Annotated in this window: 13 protein-coding genes, 1 tRNA gene and 1 riboswitch; of the genes, 3 read left to right on the forward strand and 11 right to left on the reverse strand. The window is 69.9% G+C overall.

All coding sequences use genetic code 11. From position 1 onward, the window contains the following. Positions 1-18: 18 nt before the first annotated feature. Positions 19-1,776, reverse strand: a complete 1,758-nt coding sequence (locus tag ACFQVD_RS19760; RefSeq protein WP_343976441.1) for an FAD/NAD(P)-binding protein — start codon at positions 1,774-1,776, stop codon at positions 19-21. A gap of 125 nt (positions 1,777-1,901) precedes the next feature. Then, a riboswitch (SAM riboswitch) is annotated at positions 1,902-2,014 on the reverse strand. 52 nt (positions 2,015-2,066) lie between these two features. Here ACFQVD_RS19760 and ACFQVD_RS19765 point away from each other — a divergent pair. Further along, positions 2,067-2,588 (forward strand): DUF402 domain-containing protein, encoded by a 522-nt coding sequence (locus ACFQVD_RS19765; RefSeq protein WP_343976444.1) that lies wholly within the window; start codon positions 2,067-2,069, stop codon positions 2,586-2,588. Positions 2,589-2,613: 25 nt separating this feature from the next. Here the strand turns inward: ACFQVD_RS19765 and ACFQVD_RS19770 are convergent, their stop codons facing one another. The 3 genes from ACFQVD_RS19770 to ACFQVD_RS19780 all read right to left on the reverse strand — a co-directional run bounded on the left by ACFQVD_RS19770 (position 2,614) and on the right by ACFQVD_RS19780 (position 5,134). Then, complete coding sequence (locus ACFQVD_RS19770; protein WP_343976446.1) at positions 2,614-3,387, reverse strand: enoyl-CoA hydratase-related protein; 774 nt, start codon at positions 3,385-3,387, stop codon at positions 2,614-2,616. A 208-nt stretch (positions 3,388-3,595) separates the two neighbouring features. After that, a complete protein-coding gene (locus tag ACFQVD_RS19775) occupies positions 3,596-4,801 on the reverse strand; it encodes a nitric oxide synthase oxygenase (RefSeq protein WP_343976449.1) in 1,206 nt (401 codons plus the stop codon). 260 nt (positions 4,802-5,061) lie between these two features. After that, positions 5,062-5,134: transfer RNA gene (locus tag ACFQVD_RS19780), tRNA-Asn, on the reverse strand. A 172-nt stretch (positions 5,135-5,306) separates the two neighbouring features. Between ACFQVD_RS19780 and ACFQVD_RS19785 the strand changes: the two genes are divergently transcribed. Further along, the gene (locus ACFQVD_RS19785; protein WP_343976451.1) at positions 5,307-5,615 is read left to right on the forward strand and encodes a YtxH domain-containing protein; all 309 of its coding nucleotides are present in this window, start codon (positions 5,307-5,309) and stop codon (positions 5,613-5,615) included. Between the two features lie 90 nt (positions 5,616-5,705). On the opposite strand, the gene ACFQVD_RS19790 is transcribed toward ACFQVD_RS19785, so the two are convergent. The 4 genes from ACFQVD_RS19790 to dnaG all read right to left on the reverse strand — a co-directional run bounded on the left by ACFQVD_RS19790 (position 5,706) and on the right by dnaG (position 10,803). Continuing rightward, positions 5,706-6,167: a hypothetical protein gene (locus ACFQVD_RS19790; RefSeq protein ID WP_343976454.1), complete on the reverse strand. Its 462-nt coding sequence runs from the start codon at positions 6,165-6,167 to the stop codon at positions 5,706-5,708. 74 nt (positions 6,168-6,241) lie between these two features. Continuing rightward, entirely contained in the window at positions 6,242-7,540 is a 1,299-nt protein-coding gene (locus tag ACFQVD_RS19795; RefSeq protein ID WP_343976457.1) for an MGH1-like glycoside hydrolase domain-containing protein, read from the reverse strand. Between the two features lie 123 nt (positions 7,541-7,663). After that, on the reverse strand, positions 7,664-8,767 hold the full coding sequence (gene rpoD, locus ACFQVD_RS19800) for an RNA polymerase sigma factor RpoD (RefSeq protein WP_386271728.1): 1,104 nt from the start codon (positions 8,765-8,767) through the stop codon (positions 7,664-7,666). Positions 8,768-8,952: 185 nt separating this feature from the next. Beyond that, complete coding sequence (dnaG, locus tag ACFQVD_RS19805) at positions 8,953-10,803, reverse strand: DNA primase (protein ID WP_343976460.1); 1,851 nt, start codon at positions 10,801-10,803, stop codon at positions 8,953-8,955. Between the two features lie 224 nt (positions 10,804-11,027). Between dnaG and ACFQVD_RS19810 the strand changes: the two genes are divergently transcribed. Continuing rightward, a complete protein-coding gene (locus ACFQVD_RS19810) occupies positions 11,028-11,861 on the forward strand; it encodes a M23 family metallopeptidase (RefSeq protein ID WP_343976463.1) in 834 nt (277 codons plus the stop codon). Positions 11,862-11,874: 13 nt separating this feature from the next. Here the strand turns inward: ACFQVD_RS19810 and ACFQVD_RS19815 are convergent, their stop codons facing one another. From ACFQVD_RS19815 to ACFQVD_RS19825, 3 genes are all read right to left on the reverse strand, one after another. Further along, the gene (locus tag ACFQVD_RS19815; protein ID WP_343976466.1) at positions 11,875-13,107 is read right to left on the reverse strand and encodes a deoxyguanosinetriphosphate triphosphohydrolase; all 1,233 of its coding nucleotides are present in this window, start codon (positions 13,105-13,107) and stop codon (positions 11,875-11,877) included. A 211-nt stretch (positions 13,108-13,318) separates the two neighbouring features. Next, the gene (gene ppdK, locus ACFQVD_RS19820) at positions 13,319-15,958 is read right to left on the reverse strand and encodes a pyruvate, phosphate dikinase (RefSeq protein ID WP_343976469.1); all 2,640 of its coding nucleotides are present in this window, start codon (positions 15,956-15,958) and stop codon (positions 13,319-13,321) included. Positions 15,959-16,272: 314 nt separating this feature from the next. Further along, entirely contained in the window at positions 16,273-16,944 is a 672-nt protein-coding gene (locus ACFQVD_RS19825) for a response regulator transcription factor (protein WP_343976472.1), read from the reverse strand. Positions 16,945-16,977 lie beyond the last annotated feature (33 nt).

The following is a 16,977-nucleotide window of genomic DNA, read 5'->3' on the forward strand; positions in this document are numbered from 1 at the left end:
CCTTCGAGACCTGGCGGTTCATGCGACGTGCCTTCTTATCTGGGTGCCGACCGCCTCGGACAGGACGATCCGGGCGAGGGCGTCGGCGTGGCGGAAGAGCGGGGCGTTGAGGCGGGGTCTGGCGAAGCCGCCGGTGGCCTGGCCGCCGACGACCCAGGGACCGAAGGCGAACCTGCGCGAGTGCGGGGTGCCGGACCTGTCGACCAGGCGGCGGTCCGCGGCCCGCACGTTCACCAGCCCCGACTTCTCGTCGAGCTCGCCCCGGTCGCGGAGCGCGCCGATGAGCGGGTCGGTGGCCCGGCTCACGCTGGGCGCGGGCAGCCTGGCCTCGACGAGGGTCGTGGCCGTCACGCCGCCGGGCACGGTGGGGCTCTGCGCCCGCCAGCGCCCGTCGTGGTGGTCGACCTTGAGGTCGGCGCCGAGGAAGGTGACCACCCCCGCCCTGGCCAGGGCGCGCAACTCCTCAAGACGGGGGCCGGGCGGGCCGCTGGCGATGTAGCTGAAGAACCCGTGGAACCACGGGTCGGAGACGCCCAGCTCGGCCAGGACGCCGTAGACGGAGATCAGCCCGAGGATCAGGGCGTGGTCGGCGCTGTGCGCCGGGTCGGCGCGCCGCTCCAGGTCGGCCGCGAGGTAGCCGTGCATCCACTTCTGCAGCCCCGCCCGGTCGCCGAACCTGATGCCCGCCAGCGGCCGGTCGAGCCGGTCGAGGTCGAGCCGGTCCAGGTGCCGGGGCACGGCCGTACGGATCAGCTTGCGGATGCCCGGGCTGCGCCACTCCTCGTCGGCGAACGCCTCCGCGAACGCCGCCCAGTCCAGCCTGGCGCGCTCGGGGTGGGCGGTGAGGAGCTCGTGGTAGTACGCGAAGGCGAGCTCCTTGGCGACCAGCGGCCACACGTCCCGGCGGAAGTTCCACGGGCCCTCGCCCAGCGCCTCGCGGGTGAGGAAGCGCGGCACCGGCGGGCGTGCGCCCCCGAAGGGGTAGCCGGTCTTGGAGTGGTACGGCACGCCGCGCCGTGATCCCACGTGCAGCAGGGGCTCCCGCCCGCCGGGCAGGTAGACCAGTTCCCCGTCGTACTCGCGGACGAACCGGCCGCCCCGGCCCGAGGTGAGCAGCACCATCAGGTCGACGAAGGCCAGCCCCATCCCCCGCACGATCACCGGCTCTCCGGCGGGGATGCCGTCCAGGTCGAGGTCGGCCGCGTATCCGGTGGGCAGGTAGCGCAGCCCGCCGCGCACGGCCAGGTCGGCCAGCGCCCGTTCCTCCCCGTTCGGGGTCACGTCGCCGTGCCCCTGGGCCAGGATCACCGCGTCGACCTCGATCGTCCGGCCGTCCTCCAGCCGTACCGCCTGGCCGTCGGGGATGTCGGCGAGGTCGACGGCGCGGGCCGGATGCACGTGCACCCTGACCCCGCGCGGGGCGGTCTCCACCGCGTGCCTGAAGACGTGGGAGAGGTAGCCGTTCTGCGCCGGGCGGGAGGCGAAGGTGCCCGGGTCCCCGCCGAGCCACTCGGCCAGCGTGGGGCCTGGACGGATCGGCCCCTCACAGCGCACCGACTCGTCGGTGAAGAGCGTCACGTCGGCGGCCGCGGAGTTCATCCAGAGCAGCTCGGGCTGGTCACGGCGCCAGACGCGGCCGCCGCCCGGCGGGTGGGGGTCGATCACGTGAACGTCGAGCGAGGGCCAGCCGAGCAGGTCGGCGGCGTTGGCGCAGATGCGTTCCACCAGGCAGGTGCCCGTCGGGCCGGCACCGACGACGGCGATCGAGGCGCTCATGCGGCGGCTCTGCGGTGCGGCCGGTAGTGGCCGTGGGTGTCGGGGTCGACGGGGCTCGCGCAGTTCAGTGTGCTGGTCTTCGACATGTGGCACTCCCGGACATGTCTCGGTGACCCCGGTGAGGGGGTCCGCGCTTGCGGCACGCCGACCGTGCCGCCAGGTCTCCCCCGGGGGCACCCCGCCGCGGTGCGAGGGTTGCCGGTCAGCCAGCCGGGGCTTCGCACTGACACTCTTAACCTATTTAGAAGGTAGGAAATACATAGATCTCTGTCAAGGCTTAATGTTGGGGAATGTCCTATGAGACGGTGAAGGTGGTCTACCGCAAATACGACGGGTCACTGCACTGGCACCACAGCGGTCTCCTGCTCGGCGAGGACGAGCACGGGGTGTGGACCGGCTGCGCGGCCAACTCCGTCGGCCGCAAGGGCCACGGACCCGAGGTGGCCTCCCCGCATGCCTTCGTGATGCTCTTCCCCCGCGACGCCTGGTGGACCGCCGCCTTCAACTCCGCCCCGCACAAACACGAGATCTACTGCGACATCTCCACCGTGCCACGGTGGAGCGACGGCGAGGTCACCATGGTCGACCTGGACCTCGACGTGATCCGGACGCGCCGCAACCCGGCTAAGGGCCGCGCCTGCCGGGTCTTCCTGGACGACGAGGACGAGTTCGAGGAGCACCGGGTCAGGTACGCCTACCCGCCCGAGGTCGTCCGGAGCGCCCGCGCCTCGGCCGCCTGGCTGATGGAGGCCGTCACCGCCCGCACGGCCCCCTTCGACACCGCTCCGCGCTGGCTCGCCCTGGTCAGCTGAGAGCGCCGGAGCGACTACGGCGTGACTACAGCGGCGGGAAGCCGGGGGCGCGGCGCTCGACGAAGCTGGCGACCCCCTCGGCGAAGTCCGGCCGGGTGAAGGAGTCGACCATCAGGCGTGCCGCGGCCGACTCCGACGCCTCCAGGGTCTGCTGCCAGTCGCCCCAGATCTGACGCTTGATCACGGCCATCGAGGCCGGAGAGCTGTACGTCGCCAGCTCGCGGGCGTAGGCCAGGGTCTCCTCGATCAACCGCTCTCCCGGCACCGCCCGGTTGGCCAGGCCCAGCTCGCAGGCTTCGGCTCCGGTGAAGGTGCGCCCGGAGAGCAGCAGGTCCATGGCCCTGGCCTGCCCGGCCAGGCGGGGCAGGATCCACGACAGGCCGTACTCCGCGACCAGGCCGCGCCGGGCGAAGGCGGTGGTCCACTTGGCCTCGGCGGCGGTGAAGACCAGGTCGCAGACCAGGGCGTGGACCATGCCGAGCCCGGCGCAGGCGCCGTTGACCGCGGCGATGATCGGCTTGCGGATCGTGGTCGGGAAGGTGTTGGGGCGCCGGTCGGGCTCCCCCGCGTACGAGCCGTCCTGGATGGCGGTGAGCGTCCGGAAGTCCGCCCCGGCGCAGAAGCCCTTTCCCGCACCGGTGACCACGATCACCCGGACCTCGGGGTTCTTCTCCGCCTCGGCCAGCTGGTCGAAGTAGCGGCGGCCCATCTCGTCGGTCCAGGCGTTGAGCCGGTCCGGCCGGTTGAACGTCAGCGTCAGCACGCCCCGCTCGATCGACGGCAGCACCAGGTCGACCATCGCATCTCCCTCCCGGAAGCCCCCGGGGCGCTCCCGCACAGGAGCTCCCCACCCGGAGAGCTACAGAATATCGTTCTACACCTTTTCCCTTCCCGGTGTCAGCAGGTGCGAGCGGACCGGAGAGAGGGAGGCCCGCGGGAGCGGGCCGGGCCGCGCCCCACCACGCGGCGGGTCACCGCGGGTGCGGCGCCGGTACGTCTTCCCCGAGTCAACCTCCCGTCGCGGTCCGGTGGCCGAGCGCACGCTCCAGGGAGTCGGCGTGGTGGACGAAGTTCGGCGACAGCCGCCTGTCCTCGTAGTAGCGGTGGAAGACCGGCGTGGCCGAGGCCGACATGGGCGGCACGATCCAGGTCCAGTCCGCGGGGCAGACCCGTCCTGCCCGCTCCTCGCGCTCCAGGTGGATCAGGAAGTGCCTGGCCTCGGTGTGGTGGTCCGTCATCGTCACCCCCGCCCGCTCGAAGGAGTGCAGGACCGCCACGTTCAACTCCACCAGCGCCCGGTCCCGCCAGAGCGAGCGGTCGGTGCCGGTGTTCAGGCCCAGACGCCGGGCGATCAACGGCATCAGGTCGTAGCGGTCGGCGTCGGCCAGGTTGCGGGCGCCGATCTCGGTGCCCATGTACCAGCCGTTGAACGGCGCCGCCCGATAGCAGACGCCGCCGATCTCCAGGCACATGTTCGAGATGACCGGTACCGCGTGCCAGCGCAGCCCCAGCTGCTCGAACCACGGGTGACGGGGGTGCGAAAGCGCGACCTCCAGCACGGCGTCGCCGGGAATCGTGGACAGCAGCGGCGGCCCGCTCCCGACCGAGACCGCCAGTGGGAGGACGTCGAAGGGGCTTCCGGGACCGCCGGACCAGCCCAGCTCGCGCAGCATCGCGGTGAAGCCGACGTAGCGGGGATCCCCGACGACCGAACCGTCCGCCGTCGCGTACCCGGCGTACCGGATGAGCTGCTCGTTCCAGATCCGCGGTCCCGGCGCCCCCGGCCGGTCCTGGGGGAAGACGGTGATCGTCGGGCGGATCCGGCGGCCGGGCGCCGCGTCCCGCAGGTGGTTCACACACTCGACGGCGACGCCCTCGGCCGTGGTGACATGCCGCCGGTCGCGCACCCGCAGCGAGCGCCAGTACAGCCGCCCGATGCATCTGCCGCTGTTGCGCCAGGCCACCCTGGCGCCGAAGACCAGCTCACCGCTGGTGTGCGTGTACGTTCCCGTGTCGGCGATCTCCTGCCGGATCTCGCGCAGGCGCTCCCGCAGGACCCCCGCGCCGGGATTCTCCGCGTGAAACAGCCTCAGGTAGTCCTCGGCCGCCGCCATCACGTCGGCTGGAGGCACCTCGGGGACCTTGGGGGCCTCGTGGAACGGATCCGGCGCACGCCGGGACCTTCGCCAGGTCAGCACAGAAAAACCACCCATTGTGGCTCACGGGCACGACTGCCGTTCCGGGCGGCGTGGTGCCCTGAACGCGGCGGCCCTTCCCCGCTGCGATCACTGTTGGTCCGCGGCGACCGCGCGCCGGCTCATCACCGCGATCGCGGCGACACCGGGCAGGGCCTCACTCATTTTCTGTGATTCACCGTGGTTTGTCCGCTGAATCGGGGCATGAACAGGCCACCAAACCGGGGTATGAGATGCCAAAAGCCCCGGAAGCTGGGCTTCCGGGGCTCCGGTTTCGGCTCCCGCGATAGGACTCGAACCTATAACCTGCCGGTTAACAGCCGGCTGCTCTGCCGATTGAGCTACACGGGATTGCGCTTTGCGCTGGTCGGATCGGGTGTCCCCGTTCCTTGCGGCGCAGGAATAGATTAGCGCACTCCATGGGTGTGTGTCGCATCGATAGTCCGGGGTAGGTGCGAGACGAATGGCTATCCGCAGGTGATCACAGGACAGGGACCTGCGGAACATGCTTGTGGAGGTGGACATGCGTTATCGGTTGATGTTCGGGATCGGCTTCGCGGCCGGCTACATCCTGGGGAGCCGCGCCGGTCGGGAGCGTTACGAGCAGATCAAGAGGATGGCCCAGCGGGTCATCGACAACCCCACCGTGCAGGAGACGGCCGGCCTGATGGGCGCAAAGGTCTCCAAGGCCACCGGCGTGGCGAGGACCAAGGTGAGCGACGCGGCCAGAAACCGGCTGCCCTTCCTGCAGTCGGCGAACGGCTGGCACGACGAGCACGACGACACGGGCACCGGCTGGCCGGAGAAACAGCGGACCGACACGCCCTACTGATCTCGCGGGTGCCGCCCTGTCGGCACCCGAGAATCCCGCGAGAGGCCCCTTCAGGGGCCTTTCGCGTGTCCGGCCCCCTCGGGCCGCGGCTCAGACGCCGAAACTCCTGCGGGTCTCCTCAAGCGCCTGCTCCGCGAGGGCGCGCAGCCCGGCGTCGTCCGGGTCAAGACCCGCGTCGAAGACGAACTCCCAGACCAGCCGGTCTGCGTCGGCCTTCCTCGCCACCAGCCGCACTCCCCCTCGCGCGTCCAGCGGGACATAGTGGTTGACCACGATCGAGGCGGTCACCCGCTCCCGCACGGCCTCGGGGATCCGGCCGGGCTCGGGCAGCAGCGCCCGGTACGACCGCCCGCCGGTGGTGACGACGGTCAGACCCTCCTCGTCCCAGGCGCCGCGGTCCACACAGAACCAGGGCAGGCGCTCGCCGCCCAGGTAAAGTGCCCTGTCCGCGGCGATCACGTAACCGTCCGGGCCCTCGGCATAGGTGAGCACCCGGTCACCGGGATCGATGGCCTCGCGGACCTCGGCGGGCAGGCGGCGGAAGAGCTTCATGTGAATCCTCACGGCGTGGACAGGCGCGGCGCGGCCCCGCATGGTTCGGTGTCGTGTCCGGCGATGGCCGTACCTCAACACTCCACGGTATCCGCGAGCAGGTCGAGGGTGAGCGCGGCCGACCAGGAGAAGTCCCGGCTGCCTCGTCCGCTGCCGTCGAAGGGGTCGAAGCACTCGCGGAAACCCGCCTGCCGTACGAGGCGCAGGGTCTGCGAGCCCAGCACCCGCACCAACCCCGCCAGGCCGTGCACCGCCGCCGCCCGCCGCAGCAGCCAGTTGGTGTTCACCCAGGACGGCCCGCGCCAGTAGCAGGACCGGTCGAACTGCGGAGCGCGGATCTCACAACTCGGCACCGGGTATCCCGCGGCTCCCATGAAGCTCGCCGACTCCAACGTCACCACCAGCTCCGCGACCCTGTCGGCCGGCAGCCCCGCGTCGAGCATCGGCCCGAAGGAGCCGACCGTACGAATGGAACTGAGCCGCCCCGCGCGCAGGTCACGGACGCGGAAGGCGCCGTCGGCCCAGAGCCGGTCCAGCAGCGCGGCGCGGATCCGCTCCGCCGCCTCCCGGTGCGGACCCGCGTCCGCGCCGGCCACCGGCGCCAGCTCGGCGAGCGCCTGGCAGGAGGCGAGCCAGATCCCGTTGAACATCGGGTCCTCGACCGCGAACGGGTGCTCGTCTCTCAGGTAGACCGGGTCGTAGCCGGAGTCCCGGTAGCCCAGGACCAGCGCCATGTAGCGGTCGTGGTGGCTGTCGGGTTGCCACTGGGAGGGCTCCTCGCGCCGGTAGGCGCGGCGGACCGGGGGCAGCGCCTCCAGCGGGGCGTCCCAGACGGGGCTGTCGTCCATCCCCGACTCCCATGGATGCACGATCGCAGCCAGCCCTCCCCCGCCCAGGTCCCTGGACGTGGTGAGGTAGCCGTGCTGGGCGACCAGCATCGGGTAGATCCGCCGTACGAGGGCCGCGGCCGTGTCGCGGTCGGCCGCGTGCCGCCACACCCACCACAGGGCCAGCGCCTGCAGCGGCGGCTGGGTCAGCCCGGAGGTGCACACGCCGTGGGGAGCGGCCCGGTGCTCCGTCGAGCGCCAGATGGCCGGGCCGGGGAAGTAGACCTCCTCGTGGGCGGGCTGGAAGACGATGTGCGGCACCATCCCGGTGTGCCACTGCCCCGCCAGCAGGCTGAGCAGTTCGGTTCCGGCCCTGCGGGTGTCCCAGCGGGCCAGGCCGATCGCGACGAAGGTGGAGTCCCAGTTCCACTGGTGCGGATAGAGGCCCGGCGCGGGCACGGTCGCGGCACCCGTCGAGTTCGCGTCGAGCACGGACCACGCCTCGCGCCCGAGCGCGGCATCGTCGACCGCCGCTCGCGACTCCATCCGCCCAGTCTGCGCCTGTATCGGCCGGGAGAACAGCCCGCCTTTCCGGACGCGGGAAAAAGGGCCGTGAAACGGCGCGGGCCCCGGGAAGCCAGCTTCCCGGGGCCCGCGCCGTACGGCTCCTCAGTCGAGGTAGTCGCGGAGCATCTGCGCCCTCGTCGGGTGGCGTAGCTTGGCGAGGGTCTTCGACTCGATCTGACGGATGCGCTCGCGCGTCACGCCGAACTCCCTGCCGACCTCCTCCAGCGTCCGGGGGTGGCCGTCCGCGAGCCCGAAGCGCAGCTGGATGATGCGCTGTTCACGGTCCGAGAGCGTCGCGAGGATGTCGTCGAGCTGGTCCTGCAACATGATGAAGGCCGCCGCCTCCATCGGGACCACCGCGTCCGCGTCCTCGATGAAGTCACCGAGGTCGGAGTCCTCCTCACCGATCGGCGACTGGAGCGAGACCGGCTCCTGGGCGATCCGCTGGATCTCGATCACCCTGTCGATCGGCAGGTCCATCTCCAGGGCGATCTCCTCGGGCGCGGGCTCGCGGCCGAGGTCCTGGTGGAGCTGACGCTGGACACGCACCAGCTTGTTGATCGTCTCGACCATGTGCACCGGAATCCGAATGGTGCGCGCCTGGTCCGCGATGGCCCTGGTGATCGCCTGTCGAATCCACCAGGTGGCATATGTGGAGAACTTGTAACCCTTGGTGTAGTCGAATTTCTCGACCGCCCGGATGAGCCCGAGGTTGCCCTCCTGGATGAGATCCAGGAACAGCATGCCGCGCCCCACATATCTTTTGGCGATTGACACGACCAGCCGCAGATTGGCCTCGATCAGCCGCTGCTTGGCCCGTGTGCCCTGCCAGGCGAGCTCCTTGAACTCCGGGAAGACCAGACGTGAGACGACGCTGGTCAGCTTGTCCTCGGCGAACAGGCCCGCCTCGATGGACTTGGCGAGCTCCACCTCCTCCTCGGCCGTGAGCAGGGGCACCCGGCCGATCTCCCGCAGGTAGATCCGGACGAGATCGCTGGTAGGAGCCCTTTTCCCGATATCCTCCTCATCGGACCGGGCGGGTTCCTCGTCGCTCTGAGGCTCGAGGACCTCCACTCCGTGCTCGGCGAGCATGCGGACGACGCGTTCAAGCGCGTCGGACGGCAGCTCGGACTTGTCGAGAGCGGCGGCCACGTCATCGACCGTGACGCTTCCGCGCTCCCTTCCCTTCGTGACGAGGTCGGCCACCTGGTCTACCGATGGCGGCCCACTTGGCAGCACCGATGCACCCACGGGAGACAGTCTGCTGTATTGGGTCCCCTAAATGGCAGACCTATTTTTGTCACCGAAGGTAAGGCCGCGATCATTATCGAATTGAGACCTTATTCGGGTTTGGTGGAATCGCCTCGCGGATATTAAAGCCAATTACGCGATCAGCTCGCGGCGGCGCGTTCCCTCAGCACGCGTCGCTGCTGTTCGAGCGCGACCAGTTCCGCGTAGAGCCGCTTGTACTCCTCCGGCTCCTCGACGGGATTGGTCCGCTCCATGCGTGATTTGAGCTGATCGAGCACGCGGGTGACGGTGGTCAGTTCGAGTGCCACCAGCAGCCCCACCGCGTACCGCTCCTCGCTCGTCAGGTCGGCGCGGATCTCCTCGACCGCGAAACGGGTCAGGAGCCCTCTCAGCGAGTCGCTCACGCCGTTCAGCAACCGGTCCACCCACTCTCGCCCGCCGGCTCCGGCCGCCGCCGTGCCGCCCGCGTCGGCGATGAGCCTGTAGAGGGCGAGATGCTCGGGAAGGGTGAACGCCTCTCCGCCCATCACGTCGAACTCCGGGCCGAGCAGCGCGGGACGCTGCACCGCCAGTTTGAGAATCTCGGCCTCGGTCCTGACCGTGGGATCGGTCAGGTCCGCGACCTTCCTCGGCCTGGCCTTCTGACGGGGGCCCGGCTGTGCCCGCAGGGACACCTCCATGATCCGGTCCAGCACGAAGCTCTCGTCGTTGAAACCGAGCCAGCGGTCCAGGCTCACCGCGTACAGCTTGCGCAGCCCCTGGTCCTTGATCCGGGCCACGATGGGCGCCGCGGCGTCGAGCCCGGCGAGCCGCCCCTCGTTGGTGCTCGCGTCGTAGCGGGAGATCGCGCTGCGAATGGCGAAGGCGAACAGCGGCTCCCTGCTGGCGATCAGGTCGCGCACGGCCGCCTCGCCGTGCCTGATGCGCAGGTCACACGGGTCGAGCCCGTCCGCCTGCACCGCCACGAAGGTCTGGGTGGCGAACTTCTGCTCGTCGGCGAAGGCGCGCAGCGCCGCCTTCTGCCCGGCGGAGTCGCCGTCGAAGGTGAAGACCACCTCGCCCTGGGAGCCCGTGTGGTCGAGCAGCAGCCGCCGGAGCACCTTGATGTGCTCCTCGCCGAACGCGGTGCCGCAGGTGGCCACCGCCGTCGGCACGCCCGACAGGTGGCAGGCCATCACGTCGGTGTAGCCCTCGACGATCACGGCCTGGGAGCGCTTGGAGATCTCGCGCTTGGCCAGGTCGACACCGTAGAGAACCTCACTCTTCTTGTAGAGAGGGCTTTCTGGGGTGTTCAAATACTTCGGCCCGTCTTCGGCGTCGTTCAGCTTCCGCGCGCCGAAACCAATGACGTCCCCGGTTATGTCGCGGATGGGCCAGACCAGCCGTCCCCGGAAGCGGTCGATCGGGCCGCGCCGCCCCTCCTTGGCCAGCCCTCCCTTGATCAGCTCCGCGCTGGTGAACCCTCTGGCCATCAGGTGCCGAGAGAGCGCCTCCCACTCGGCCGGGGCGTACCCGACACCGAAACGCTCGGCGTCGACCCGCTCGAACCCGCGCTCCGACAGGAACCTGCGCCCGATCGCGGCGTCGGGTGCGGCCAGCTTCGAGGCGTAGAACTCGGCCGCCGCCCGATGGGCCTCGATCAGGCGGGTGCGCTCGCCCTGCTCGCGTCCCGGGACGTATCCGCCCTGCTCGTAGCGGAGCTGGATGCCCGCCCGGCCGGCCAGCCGCTCGACCGCCTCGCCGAACGACAGGTGCTCCAGGCGCCGGACGAAGGTGATGACGTCACCGCCCTCGGCGCAGCCGAAGCAGTACCAGTAACCCCGGGTGGGGGTCACGTTGAACGACGGGCTCTTCTCCTCGTGAAAGGGGCAGAGCCCTTTCAGGTTGCCGCCGCCCGCGTTGCGGAGCTGGATGTGCTCGCCCACGATGTCGGCGATCGGTGAGCGCTCCCGTACGAGCGCGATGTCCTCGTCACTGATCCGGCCTGCCACGCCGCGAGTCTAGTCCGGCCCCCCGACAGGTCGGAGCGGTCGGTCCGGTCCGCCTCCGGACAGGTGGCGGCGGTGCCGCCGGGGCGGGAGGGACAGGAGGAACGATGACTTTCCCGAAGCGGTCGTGACCAACCATGACGTCGGTTACAAAGGTAAAGGCGGATTCTCGATAATGTACGCGGGTGGAGATCATGCGATCGGGGCATATAGCACGATTGGCCGCTGTGGCAGGTGCGGTGCTCGTCACCGGAGCCTGCGCGTCGCCGGGTGGGGTGGCGGGCATCGGCACGGCGGCTCCGAGTTTCGAGTCCGAGGCCGTCGCCGGGGCACCGGCCTCGGCCACCGCGACCATGCCCGAGGCCACGCCGACCCCCGCCCCGCAGACGGCGGTCGACCGTCCCAAGGCCGACCCCCCGGTGCGGGTTCCGCCGCCGAAGGTTTCCAAACACACCTATGTCTTCCCGGTGAAGGGCTGCTCGACCAACTACCAGAGCAGGCTTCTGGTGCTGCCCAAGACCACCATCTGGGCGGCCAAGGGCTGCTCCTTCGTCTCGCCGGTGAACGGCGTGGTCGACGAGGTCAACGTCAAGAACCGCTGGAAGCCGTCCACCGATCGCGGCGCCGACCGGGAGGGGCGCTTCGTCACGGTCATCGGCGACGACGGCGTGCGCTACCTGGGCGGCCACCTGGACAAGGTCGCCCTGGAGGTCAGGCCGGGGCTGCGCGTCAGCGCCGGCCAGGTCCTGGGCCAGATCGGCAACTCGGGCAATGCCCGCTCCACGGCCAGCAACCTCTATTTCGCGATCTCCTGGAAGACCGATCCCTCGCTGTGGTGGGTCCGCCGGGGCATGGTCGAGCCGTGGGACTATCTGAACGCCTGGCTGAAGGGCAACCCCACGCTCTCTCCGGCCGACGAGATGCGGGCCGTGATGAACCGGACCGGGGCGGCTCCCAGGTGCGTCACCCTCTGCGCGTCGAAGCCGGTGCCGACGAAGAAGCCCACCAAGAAGCCGGAAAAGCCCGAGGAGCAGGAGCAGATCACGCTGGGCGGCGGCTGAGCGCGACAGCGGGTCAGCGGCCCGCCAGGTGGCGGTGCCAGGCGACCGCTGAGGTGTCGGTGAGCGAGGCGATCTGGTCGATGACCACGCGGAGCCGATCGGCGTTCCCCGCCGCCCTGGTGAAGGCGGGCCTGAAAGCCGGTTCCAGGGTGCCGGGGGCACCCAGCATGATCTGGTGGGCCAGGTCGTGGATCAGCTCGCGCTGCCTGGCCTGGTTGGCGTTGTGCGCGTCGCTGGCCATCACATAGTGGGCGGTGACCCCCTTCAGCAATGCGCACTCCAGCCGGGTGGCCCTGGGCACGATCAGGTCGGCGCTGTAGCGCCCGGCGGCCGGGCCGTACGCCTCGCGGGTGGCCACCTCGGCGGACCTGCAGAAGTGGCCGATGAGCGAGCTGGTGAGCCCCTTGATCGCGGCGAGGTCGGTGAGCGAGCGGTCGAAGTGGCGGGGCCAGAGCGGCTGGGCGATCAGGCGCCCGAAGAGGTCCTCCAGTTCGCCGGTCTCCGCGTCGGGGGCGTACCACTCGCGGGTGGTCGCGCAGACCTCACGGCGCTCCGCCGGGTCGCGCATCGCCGCCGGCACCACGTTGCCCGAGTGGAGGGCGTCCTCCAGGTCGTGCACGGAGTAGGCGACGTCGTCGGCCCAGTCCATGATCTGGGCTTCGAAGCTGACCTGTCCCTCGGGTGCGCCCTCCCTGATCCACTCGAAGACCGGCAGGTCATCGTCGTAGACGCAGTACTTGGCACCCCTCTCCCTGGTCCAGGGGTATTTGATCGCCGCGTCCAGAGCGGCGCGGGTGAGGTTGAGGCCCGCGCTACGACCGTCCTCGGTGACCACCTTGGCCTCCAGCCTGGTCAGCAGGCGCAGGCTCTGCGCGTTGCCCTCGAAGCCGCCGCACCCGGCGGCGAGTTCGTTGAGCGCCGTCTCCCCGTTGTGGCCGAACGGCGGGTGGCCGAGGTCATGGGCCAGGCAGGCGGTCTCCACCAGGTCGGGGTTCCGGCCCAGCGCCTCGCCCATCTCCCGGCCGATCTGCGCGCACTCCAGGGAGTGGGTCAGGCGGGTGCGGGGGATGTGCTGGCCGCTGCCGAAGGTCTCTCCCGGGCCGACGACCTGGGTCTTGGCGGCGAGCCGCCGCAGCCCGGCGCTGTGCAGCACGCGCGCCCGATCACGCCCGAACGGGTTCCTACCGGGGTTGCCGGGCGGTTCCGGCACCCACCTGACCTGGTCGTGTTCGTCATAGCCATGCATAAGTGCAGTGATTTTATCCGCGAAAGGAGCGCACTATGCGGAACGGCGAGAAAACACCTGGTTACCGGGGTCCGTGACCTTCGCCCCGGCTCCTACCGGCCCCCGCGGCCGCCCCGGTGAGGTGGGACGGCCACGGAGCCCGGTTCCGCGGGTGTCGCCTCCCGCGGTACCGGAGGCGGCACACCCGCGAAGTCCGGATGAGAACCGAAGGTCAGCGGGTGTCGGATCCGGCGCCCGCCAGGGTGGCGCGAGCGGCCTCCAGCCGGGCGACCGGGACACGGAACGGCGAGCAGGACACGTAGTCCAGACCCACCTGGTGGCAGAAGTGGATCGAGTCAGGGTCTCCGCCGTGCTCGCCGCAGATCCCCAGCTTCAGGTCGGGCCTGGCCTTGCGGCCCTGCTCCGCGGCGATGGTGACGAGCCTGCCGACGCCGTCACGGTCCAGGGTCTCGAACGGGGAGACACCGAAGATGCCAAGTTCGAGGTACTTGGAGAAGAACGCGGCCTCGACGTCGTCACGGGAGAAACCCCAGGTCATCTGGGTCAGGTCGTTGGTACCGAAGGAGAAGAACTGGGCGGCCTCGGCGATCTGGCCGGCGGTCAGCGCCGCGCGCGGCACCTCGATCATCGTGCCGATCAGTGCCTCGACCCCGGCCTCGGCAAGGATCTGCCGTGCCTCGTCCCTGACGTGCTCCAACTCCTGGACCGCGGCCACGAGCGGAATCATGATCTCCGCGCGGCTGCCGGGCACGGCCTTGGCCGCCGCCGCGATCGCCCGGACCTGCATGGCGAACACGCCGGGGATGACCAGGCCGAGCCGGACACCGCGCAGGCCCAGCATCGGGTTCTGCTCGTGGAGCCGCTTGAGCGCGGCCAGCAGCTCGCGGTCCTTCTTCTCCGCCCCGTCGCCCGCGAGGGCGACCTTCACCGAAAGCTCGGTGAAGTCGGGCAGGAACTCGTGGAGCGGCGGGTCGATCAGGCGGATCGTGACGGGCAGCCCCTCCATCGCCTGGAAGATCCCCGTGAAGTCCGCCCTCTGCAGCGGCTCCAGCGCGGCCAGCGCCCGCTCACGCTCCTCGTCGGAGGTGGCCAGCACCAGGTCCTCGACCAGGCAGCGGCGCTCGCCGAGGAACATGTGCTCGGTACGGCAGAGCCCGATGCCCTGGGCACCGAACCTGCGCGCCCTGGCGGAGTCCTCGGCGTTGTCGGCGTTGGCGCGCACGGCCATCCGGCGTACCTCGTCGGCGTGGGACATGATCCGGTGCACGGCGCCGACGAGCTCGTCGTCCGCCTCGCCCGTACCCTCGAAGTACTCCACGACCGGGGAGGGGACCACGGGCACCTCACCGAGGTAGACGGTCCCGCTGGTGCCGTCGATGGAGATGACGTCACCCTCGGAGACCACGACGCCGGAAGGCGTGGTGAACCTGCGCTCCTTGACCGAGACATCCAGTTCCTCGGCCCCGCAGACACAGGTCTTGCCCATGCCCCTGGCGACCACGGCGGCGTGCGAGGTCTTGCCGCCGCGGCTTGTCAGGACGCCCTGGGCGGCGATCATCCCGGCCAGGTCGTCGGGGTTGGTCTCCCTGCGGACCAGGATGACCGCCTCTCCCCGCGCGGCGAGCTCGACGGCCCGCTCGGTGGAGAAGACGGCCTTGCCGACGGCCGCGCCCGGCGAGGCGTTCATCCCCTTGGCGATCACCTCGCCGCCGGAGTCGGCGAAGCGGGGGAACATGAGCTGGGCGAGCTGGTCACCGGTCACCCTGGTCACGGCCTCGTCGAGGCTGATCAACCCCTGGTCGGCGAGCTGCACGGCGATGCGGAAGGCCGCGCCCGCGGTCCGCTTGCCCACCCGGGTCTGGAGCATCCAGAGCTTGCCGCGCTCGACGGTGAACTCGATGTCGCACAGGTCCCGGTAGTGGTTCTCCAGCGTCTCCATGATCCGCATGAGCTCGTCGTAGACGGCCTTGTCGAGGCTCTCCAACTCCTGCAGCGGCATGGTGTTGCGGATGCCCGCGACCACGTCCTCGCCCTGGGCGTTCTGCAGGTAGTCGCCGTAGACGCCCTGCTGCCCCGAGCCGGGGTCGCGGGTGAAGGCCACCCCGGTCCCGGAGTCCATGCCGCAGTTGCCGAAGACCATCGAACAGACGCTGACCGCCGTGCCCAGGTCGGCGGGGATACGTTCCTGACGGCGGTAGAGGACGGCTCGCGGGGCGTTCCACGACTTGAACACGGCCTCCACCGCCATGCTCATCTGCCGGTGGGGGTCCGCGGGGAAGTCCTCGCCGGTCTGGGCACGGACGATGTCCTTGTAGGTCGCGACCAGGCGCCGGAAGTCGGCCGCCTCCAGTTCCAGGTCGTGGCGGCCGTCCTTGAGCTCCTCCAGAGCCTCGTCGAAAAGCTCGCCGTCGATGCCCTGGACGGTCTTGCCGAACATCTGGATGAGGCGCCGGTAGGAGTCCCAGGCGAAACGCTCGTTGCCACTCGCCTGCTTGGCCAGCCCGTGGACCGATTCGTCGTTCAGACCGATGTTGAGAACGGTCTCCATCATGCCGGGCATGGAGAACGCGGCCCCCGAGCGCACGCTCACCAGGAGCGGGTCATCGGCCTGGCCCAGCCGGCGCCCCATCCTGGCCTCCAGCGCGGCCAGGTGCGCGGAGACCTCCTCCCGCATTCCCTCGGGAACGACCCCGTCCCGCAGGAAGTTCTGGCAGGCCTCGGTGGTGATGGTGAAGCCGGGGGGAACCGGCAGTCCGAGATTGGTCATCTCGGCGAGGTTTGCCCCCTTACCTCCGAGCAGACCTTTGAGATCTTTGTTGCCCTCGGTGAAGTCGTAAACGTACTTGGGCACGGTTGCTCCTTCTTCGACTTCAAAACCGGCGTCTGGTTCCGCCTCCCTGCGGACTCTACCGACGAACAAGGCGATGAAACGGCACCCATCAGGCAACACTGCATTTTCCCAGCTCAAGGCGGGTGAACCGGTCTAATCCAATTCAAATCTGGGCCAAATACGCAAGGTTATTGATCACTTTGGGAATTGGTTTATACCAATTCAGGTAACCAATCTTCCTGGTATTCAACGCCGTTCACGGCGGGCTCGACGACCGGCCGGACATCGCACGGCAGGATACGGCTCGGGCTTTTCGCCGGCCGCGGGGAACGGCCTCAGGAGCCCTCCCGCAGCCGGTACCCCCTACTGATCACGGTCTCGATCACGCCCTCGGCGCCGAGCTTGCGCCGCAGATTGCCCACCGTCACCCGCACGGTGTTGGTGAAGGGGTCGGCGTGCTCGCCCCAGACGTGCTCGAGCAGTTCCTCCGCCGAGACCACCTGCCCGCAACGGGCCATCAGGTGGCGCAGCACGCCGAACTCCTTCGGGGTGAGCCCCAGCTCCCGTCCCCGCGCCCGGGCCTCGGCCCTGGAGATGTCCAGCCGCAGGTCCCCCACCTGCAGGATCGCGGTGTCGTCGCCCTGCTCCCGGTGCGGCAGCGCGCGCACCCTGGCCAGCAGTTCGGGGAAGGCGAACGGTTTGACCAGATAGTCGTCGGGCCCCTCGGCCAGCCCGAGAAGCCGGTCGTCCAGCCGGTCCCGCGCGGTCACCATGATGATCCGCGCGGTCCGGCCGTGGGCGGTCCTCCGCAACGCTCGGCACAGCTCGAAGCCGTCACGGCCGGACAGGTCGAGGTCGAGCAGGACCACGTCGTACGGGTCGGCCTGCAGCCTCTCGGCGGCCTGCGTCGTGTCCCGGGCGACGCAGACCGCGTAACCAGCCCGGACGAACCCCACCCGCAGGGCTTCGACCAGGTCTCTCTCATCCTCGACAACCAGCAGTCGCATGGTACGAACCTAGATCGTGCACGGCCCGAAACC

Origin of the sequence: Streptosporangium amethystogenes subsp. fukuiense (genome assembly GCF_042665875.1) — a bacterium.
Lineage (GTDB): Bacteria > Actinomycetota > Actinomycetes > Streptosporangiales > Streptosporangiaceae > Streptosporangium > Streptosporangium fukuiense.

What these genes read in the sequence shown, in the direction of transcription:
- ACFQVD_RS19760 (WP_343976441.1), bottom strand. Translation starts at nt 1,776, where the DNA reads ATGAGCGCCTCGATCGCCGTCGTCGGTGCCGGCCCGACGGGCACCTGC.
- ACFQVD_RS19765 (WP_343976444.1), top strand. Translation starts at nt 2,067, where the DNA reads ATGTCCTATGAGACGGTGAAGGTGGTCTACCGCAAATACGACGGGTCA.
- ACFQVD_RS19770 (WP_343976446.1), bottom strand. Translation starts at nt 3,387, where the DNA reads ATGGTCGACCTGGTGCTGCCGTCGATCGAGCGGGGCGTGCTGACGCTG.
- ACFQVD_RS19775 (WP_343976449.1), bottom strand. Translation starts at nt 4,801, where the DNA reads ATGGGTGGTTTTTCTGTGCTGACCTGGCGAAGGTCCCGGCGTGCGCCG.
- ACFQVD_RS19785 (WP_343976451.1), top strand. Translation starts at nt 5,307, where the DNA reads ATGCGTTATCGGTTGATGTTCGGGATCGGCTTCGCGGCCGGCTACATC.
- ACFQVD_RS19790 (WP_343976454.1), bottom strand. Translation starts at nt 6,167, where the DNA reads ATGAAGCTCTTCCGCCGCCTGCCCGCCGAGGTCCGCGAGGCCATCGAT.
- ACFQVD_RS19795 (WP_343976457.1), bottom strand. Translation starts at nt 7,540, where the DNA reads ATGGAGTCGCGAGCGGCGGTCGACGATGCCGCGCTCGGGCGCGAGGCG.
- ACFQVD_RS19815 (WP_343976466.1), bottom strand. Translation starts at nt 13,107, where the DNA reads ATGCATGGCTATGACGAACACGACCAGGTCAGGTGGGTGCCGGAACCG.
- ACFQVD_RS19825 (WP_343976472.1), bottom strand. Translation starts at nt 16,944, where the DNA reads ATGCGACTGCTGGTTGTCGAGGATGAGAGAGACCTGGTCGAAGCCCTG.